General features: G+C 63.5%; 8 protein-coding genes and 2 pseudogenes. 9 read left to right on the top strand and 1 reads right to left on the bottom strand.

What is annotated here, in order from left to right; all coding sequences use genetic code 11:
• Positions 1-97 (top strand): annotated as a pseudogene (locus tag ACJHX4_RS26480) (IS6 family transposase); the annotation flags it as partial.
• A gap of 46 nt (positions 98-143) precedes the next feature.
• On the opposite strand, the gene merR reads toward ACJHX4_RS26480, so the two are convergent.
• The gene (merR, locus tag ACJHX4_RS26475; RefSeq protein WP_000429836.1) at positions 144-578 is read right to left on the bottom strand and encodes an Hg(II)-responsive transcriptional regulator; all 435 of its coding nucleotides are present in this window, start codon (positions 576-578) and stop codon (positions 144-146) included.
• 71 nt (positions 579-649) lie between these two features.
• Here merR and ACJHX4_RS26470 point away from each other — a divergent pair, with 71 nt between their 5' ends.
• The 8 genes and pseudogenes from ACJHX4_RS26470 to ACJHX4_RS26435 form a co-directional block, all read left to right on the top strand.
• Positions 650-1,000, top strand: coding sequence for a mercuric transport protein MerT (locus ACJHX4_RS26470; protein ID WP_001294663.1), 351 nt, complete (start codon positions 650-652; stop codon positions 998-1,000).
• Between the two features lie 13 nt (positions 1,001-1,013).
• Entirely contained in the window at positions 1,014-1,289 is a 276-nt protein-coding gene (gene merP, locus ACJHX4_RS26465) for a mercury resistance system periplasmic binding protein MerP (protein WP_000732292.1), read from the top strand.
• A 35-nt stretch (positions 1,290-1,324) separates the two neighbouring features.
• Positions 1,325-1,747, top strand: a complete 423-nt coding sequence (gene merC / locus ACJHX4_RS26460) for an organomercurial transporter MerC (RefSeq protein ID WP_001340589.1) — start codon at positions 1,325-1,327, stop codon at positions 1,745-1,747.
• Between the two features lie 51 nt (positions 1,748-1,798).
• Positions 1,799-3,493 carry a mercury(II) reductase gene (gene merA, locus ACJHX4_RS26455; RefSeq protein ID WP_000105636.1) on the top strand — a complete coding sequence of 565 codons (1,695 nt, stop codon included), beginning with the start codon at positions 1,799-1,801 and terminating at the stop codon, positions 3,491-3,493.
• Between the two features lie 17 nt (positions 3,494-3,510).
• Complete coding sequence (gene merD, locus ACJHX4_RS26450; protein WP_001277456.1) at positions 3,511-3,873, top strand: mercury resistance co-regulator MerD; 363 nt, start codon at positions 3,511-3,513, stop codon at positions 3,871-3,873.
• Positions 3,870-4,106 carry a broad-spectrum mercury transporter MerE gene (gene merE, locus ACJHX4_RS26445; protein ID WP_000993386.1) on the top strand — a complete coding sequence of 79 codons (237 nt, stop codon included), beginning with the start codon at positions 3,870-3,872 and terminating at the stop codon, positions 4,104-4,106. The genes merD and merE overlap by 4 nt, the downstream gene beginning before the upstream one ends.
• A 35-nt stretch (positions 4,107-4,141) precedes the next feature.
• A complete protein-coding gene (locus ACJHX4_RS26440; RefSeq protein ID WP_001300294.1) occupies positions 4,142-4,810 on the top strand; it encodes an EAL domain-containing protein in 669 nt (222 codons plus the stop codon).
• Between the two features lie 74 nt (positions 4,811-4,884).
• Positions 4,885-6,135: pseudogene (locus ACJHX4_RS26435) on the top strand (transposase); the annotation flags it as partial.
• Positions 6,136-6,245: the final 110 nt, after the last annotated feature.

Below are 6,245 nucleotides of genomic sequence, written 5' to 3'. Positions count from 1 at the left end.
GGTGATGCGTGCACTACGCAAAGGCCAGGCCTCAGCATTTTATTATGGTGATCCCCTGGGCGAAATGCGCCTGGTAAGCAGAGTTTTTGAAATGTAAGGCCTTTGAATAAGGGGGCACCTCAGAAAACGGAAAATAAAGCACGCTAAGGCATAGCTGACCTTGCCAGGCCTGCTTCGCCCTGTAGTGACGCGATCAACGGGCAGGAAACATTCCCCTTTCGTGCATGGCAGGCGCACACGAGTTCAGACAGCACGGTTTCCATGCGCGCCAAGTCGGCCATCTTCTCGCGCACGTCCTTGAGCTTGTGTTCGGCCAGGCTGCTGGCCTCCTCGCAGTGGGTGCCATCGTCGAGCCGCAACAGCTCGGCAATCTCGTCCAGACTGAACCCCAGCCGCTGTGCCGATTTCACGAATTTCACCCGAACCACGTCCGCCTCCCCATAGCGGCGGATGCTGCCGTAAGGCTTGTCCGGTTCCCGCAACAGGCCCTTGCGCTGATAGAAGCGGATTGTCTCCACGTTGACCCCGGCCGCCTTGGCAAAAACGCCAATGGTCAGGTTTTCCAAATTATTTTCCATATCGCTTGACTCCGTACATGAGTACGGAAGTAAGGTTACGCTATCCAATCCAAATTCAAAAGGGCCAACGTATGTCTGAACCACAAAACGGGCGCGGTGCGCTCTTCGCCGGCGGGCTGGCCGCCATTCTTGCATCGACCTGCTGCCTGGGGCCGCTAGTACTGGTCGCCCTGGGCTTCTCCGGTGCTTGGATCGGCAACCTGACGGTGCTGGAACCCTATCGACCGTTGTTCATCGGCGCGGCGCTAGTGGCGCTGTTCTTCGCCTGGAAGCGGATTTACCGGCCCGTGCAGGCATGCAAGCCAGGTGAGGTCTGCGCGATTCCGCAGGTGCGCGCCACCTACAAGCTGATTTTCTGGATCGTGGCCGTGCTGGTCCTGGTCGCGCTTGGATTTCCCTATGTCGTTCCATTTTTCTATTAACCAGGAGTTCATCATGAAGAAACTGTTTGCCTCCCTTGCCCTCGCCGCCGCTGTTGCCCCGGTGTGGGCCGCTACCCAGACCGTCACGCTAGCGGTTCCCGGCATGACTTGCGCCGCCTGCCCGATCACAGTCAAGAAAGCGCTCTCCAAGGTCGAAGGCGTGAGCAAGGTCGATGTGGGCTTCGAGAAGCGCGAGGCCGTCGTCACTTTTGACGACACCAAGGCCAGCGTACAGAAGCTGACCAAGGCCACCGCAGACGCCGGCTATCCGTCCAGCGTCAAGCAGTGAGCCAGCAAGCCAACGACAACAGCGAGAGCCGCTTCATGGGACTGATGACACGCATTGCCGATAAAACCGGCGCGCTCGGCAGCGTCGTTTCCGCGATGGGCTGCGCCGCCTGCTTTCCAGCCCTCGCCAGCTTCGGCGCGGCCATCGGGCTGGGCTTCTTGAGCCAGTACGAGGGACTGTTCATCAGCCGCCTGCTGCCGCTGTTTGCCGCGCTGGCCTTCCTGGCGAACGCGCTGGGTTGGTTCAGTCATCGGCAATGGCTGCGCAGTCTGCTCGGCATGATCGGCCCGGCCATCGTGTTTGCGGCCACGGTCTGGCTGCTCGGCAACTGGTGGACGGCGAACCTGATGTACGTCGGCCTGGCCTTGATGATTGGGGTGTCGATCTGGGACTTCGTGTCGCCGGCGCATCGCCGTTGCGGACCGGACGGCTGCGAACTCCCCGCCAAGCGCTTGTGAAAGACGGCTGACCGTGCGACACGGCGGCCCACACGAATAAGGAACGATGGTATGAGCACTCTCAAAATCACCGGCATGACTTGCGACTCGTGCGCAGTGCATGTCAAGGACGCCCTGGAGAAAGTGCCCGGCGTGCAATCAGCGGATGTCTCCTACGCCAAGGGCAGCGCCAAGCTCGCCATTGAGGTCGGCACGTCACCCGACGCGCTGACGGCCGCTGTAGCTGGACTCGGTTATCGGGCCACGCTGGCCGATGCCCCCTCAGTTTCGACGCCGGGCGGATTGCTCGACAAGATGCGCGATCTGCTGGGCAGAAACGACAAGACGGGTAGCAGCGGCGCATTGCATATCGCCGTCATCGGCAGCGGCGGGGCCGCGATGGCAGCGGCGCTGAAGGCCGTCGAGCAAGGCGCACGTGTCACGCTGATCGAGCGCGGCACCATCGGCGGCACCTGCGTCAATGTCGGTTGTGTGCCGTCCAAGATCATGATCCGCGCCGCCCATATCGCCCATCTGCGCCGGGAAAGCCCGTTCGATGGCGGCATCGCCGCTACCACGCCGACCATCCAGCGCACGGCGCTGCTGGCCCAGCAGCAGGCCCGCGTCGATGAACTGCGCCACGCCAAGTACGAAGGCATCTTGGAGGGCAATCCGGCGATCACTGTGCTGCACGGCTCCGCCCGCTTTAAGGACAATCGCAACCTGATCGTGCAACTCAACGACGGCGGCGAGCGCGTGGTGGCATTCGACCGCTGCCTGATCGCCACCGGCGCGAGCCCGGCCGTGCCGCCGATTCCCGGCCTGAAAGACACTCCGTACTGGACTTCCACTGAAGCGCTGGTCAGCGAGACGATTCCTAAGCGCCTGGCCGTGATTGGCTCATCAGTGGTGGCGCTGGAGCTGGCGCAGGCGTTCGCCCGACTCGGAGCGAAGGTGACGATCCTGGCTCGCAGCACGCTGTTCTTCCGCGAAGACCCAGCTATAGGCGAAGCCGTCACGGCCGCATTCCGCATGGAGGGCATCGAGGTGAGGGAACACACCCAGGCCAGCCAGGTCGCGTATATCAATGGTGAAGGGGACGGCGAATTCGTGCTCACCACGGCGCACGGCGAACTGCGCGCCGACAAGCTGCTGGTCGCCACCGGCCGCGCGCCCAACACACGCAAGCTGGCACTGGATGCGACGGGCGTCACGCTCACCCCGCAAGGCGCTATCGTCATCGACCCCGGCATGCGTACAAGCGTGGAACACATCTACGCCGCAGGCGACTGCACCGACCAGCCGCAGTTCGTCTATGTGGCGGCAGCGGCCGGCACTCGCGCCGCGATCAACATGACCGGCGGTGACGCGGCCCTGAACCTGACCGCGATGCCGGCCGTGGTGTTCACCGACCCGCAAGTGGCGACCGTAGGCTACAGCGAGGCGGAAGCGCACCATGACGGCATCAAAACTGATAGTCGCACGCTAACGCTGGACAACGTGCCGCGCGCGCTCGCCAACTTCGACACGCGCGGCTTCATCAAACTGGTGGTTGAAGAAGGCAGCGGACGACTGATCGGCGTGCAGGCAGTGGCCCCGGAAGCGGGCGAACTGATCCAGACGGCCGCACTGGCGATTCGCAACCGGATGACGGTGCAGGAACTGGCCGACCAGTTGTTCCCCTACCTGACGATGGTCGAAGGGTTGAAGCTCGCGGCGCAGACCTTCAACAAGGATGTGAAGCAGCTTTCCTGCTGCGCCGGGTGAGGACAAGGAGGTGTGCGATGAGCGCCTACACGGTATCGCAACTGGCCCATAACGCTGGGGTGAGCGTACATATCGTGCGCGACTACCTGGTGCGCGGCTTGTTACGGCCGGTGGCCTGCACCACGGGCGGCTACGGCGTGTTCGACGATGCGGCCTTGCAACGGCTGTGCTTCGTGCGCGCGGCCTTCGAGGCGGGTATCGGCCTGGATGCCCTGGCGCGGCTGTGCCGTGCGCTCGACGCAGCGGACGGCGCACAAGCCGCAGCGCAGCTTGCCGTGCTGCGCCAGTTGGTCGAGCGGCGGCGCGCGGCGTTGGCCCATCTGGACGCGCAACTGGCCTCCATGCCAGCCGAGCGGGCGCACGAGGAGGCATTGCCGTGAACGCCCCTGACAAACTGCCGCCCGAGACGCGCCAACCCGTTTCCGGCTACCTGTGGGGTGCGCTGGCCGTGTTGACCTGCCCCTGCCATCTGCCGATTCTCGCCGCCGTGCTGGCCGGGACGACCGCCGGTGCCTTCCTTGGCGAGCATTGGGGTGTTGCCGCGCTCGCGCTGACCGGCTTGTTCGTTCTGGCCGTAACGCGGCTGCTGCGCGCCTTCCGGGGCGGATCATGACGAGTTCGCAGCCCGCCGGATGGACGGCGGCCGAGTTGGCGCAGGCGGCGGCGCGCGGACAGCTTGACCTGCATTACCAGCCGCTGGTCGATCTGCGCGATCACCGGATCGCTGGCGCGGAAGCGTTGATGCGCTGGCGGCATCCGAGGCTTGGCCTGTTGCCGCCCGGCCAGTTCCTGCCGCTGGCCGAGTCGTTCGGCCTGATGCCGGAAATAGGCGCGTGGGTGCTGGGCGAGGCCTGTCGCCAGATGCACAAGTGGCAAGGACCGGCATGGCAACCGTTCCGTCTTGCCATCAATGTGTCCGCCAGCCAGGTTGGGCCAACGTTCGACGACGAGGTAAAGCGGGTGCTGGCCGATATGGCCCTGCCCGCCGAGCTTCTGGAGATCGAACTGACCGAATCGGTCGCATTCGGCAATCCAGCCCTGTTCGCCAGTTTCGACGCCTTGCGCGCCATCGGCGTGCGCTTCGCCGCCGACGACTTCGGCACCGGCTATTCCTGCCTGCAACATCTGAAATGCTGCCCCATCACCACATTGAAAATCGACCAATCCTTTGTCGCCAGGCTCCCGGATGATGCCCGTGACCAAACTATCGTGCGGGCGGTGATCCAGCTCGCGCACGGGCTGGGCATGGATGTCATTTTCAGAAGACGACTGCACCAGTTGATTGGGCGTAATGGCTGTTGTGCAGCCAGCTCCTGACAGTTCAATATCAGAAGTGATCTGCACCAATCTCGACTATGCTCAATACTCGTGTGCACCAAAGCGAGGTGAGCATGGCGACGGACACCCCACGGATTCCAGAACAAGGCGTGGCCACTCTGCCTGATGAGGCTTGGGAGCGTGCGCGCCGTCGTGCGGAGATCATCAGTCCGTTGGCGCAGTCGGAGACGGTCGGGCACGAAGCGGCCGATATGGCGGCTCAGGCGCTGGGCTTGTCTCGGCGCCAGGTATACGTTCTGATCCGGCGTGCCCGGCAAGGCAGCGGCCTCGTGACGGATCTGGTGCCCGGCCAGTCCGGTGGAGGTAAAGGTAAGGGGCGCTTGCCGGAACCGGTCGAGCGCGTCATCCACGAGCTACTGCAAAAGCGGTTCCTGACCAAGCAGAAGCGCAGCCTAGCGGCCTTTCACCGCGAAGTCACTCAGGTGTGCAAGGCTCAAAAACTGCGAGTGCCGGCGCGCAATACCGTGGCCTTACGGATCGCTAGCCTTGACCCGCGCAAGGTCATCCGCCGGCGGGAAGGCCAGGATGCCGCTCGTGACCTACAAGGTGTGGGCGGCGAGCCTCCTGCCGTGACCGCGCCGCTGGAGCAGGTGCAGATAGACCATACGGTCATCGACCTGATCGTGGTCGATGACCGCGACCGGCAACCTATTGGCCGCCCGTACCTGACCCTCGCCATCGACGTGTTCACCCGCTGCGTGCTCGGCATGGTCGTCACGCTGGAAGCGCCGTCTGCCGTTTCGGTTGGCCTGTGCCTCGTGCATGTCGCCTGCGACAAGCGCCCTTGGCTGGAAGGACTGAACGTGGAAATGGATTGGCAGATGAGCGGCAAGCCCTTGCTGCTCTACCTAGACAACGCGGCCGAGTTCAAGAGCGAGGCCCTGCGCCGGGGTTGCGAGCAGCATGGCATCCGGCTGGACTATCGCCCGCTGGGACAGCCGCACTATGGCGGCATCGTGGAACGGATCATCGGCACGGCGATGCAGATGATTCACGACGAACTGCCGGGAACGACCTTCTCCAACCCTGACCAGCGCGGCGACTACGATTCCGAAAACAAGGCCGCCCTGACGCTGCGCGAGCTAGAGCGCTGGCTCACATTGGCGGTCGGCACCTACCACGGTTCGGTGCACAACGGCCTGCTCCAACCGCCGGCCGCGCGCTGGGCCGAGGCCGTGGCGCGTGTCGGCGTACCGGCCGTCGTCACACGCGCTACTTCGTTCCTGGTCGATTTTCTGCCGATCCTCCGGCGCACGCTGACCCGCACCGGCTTTGTCATCGACCACATCCACTACTACGCCGATGGGCACTGTTGCAAATAGTCGGTGGTGATAAACTTATCATCCCCTTTTGCTGATGGAGCTGCACATGAACCCATTCAAAGGCCGGCATTTTCAGCGTGACATCATTCTGT

This window comes from Escherichia sp. WS2035 (assembly GCF_046487065.1).
GTDB lineage: Bacteria > Pseudomonadota > Gammaproteobacteria > Enterobacterales > Enterobacteriaceae > Escherichia > Escherichia coli.
Note: the sequence above shows the minus strand (reverse complement) of the source record. Positions and strands in the feature narration are given on the sequence as shown.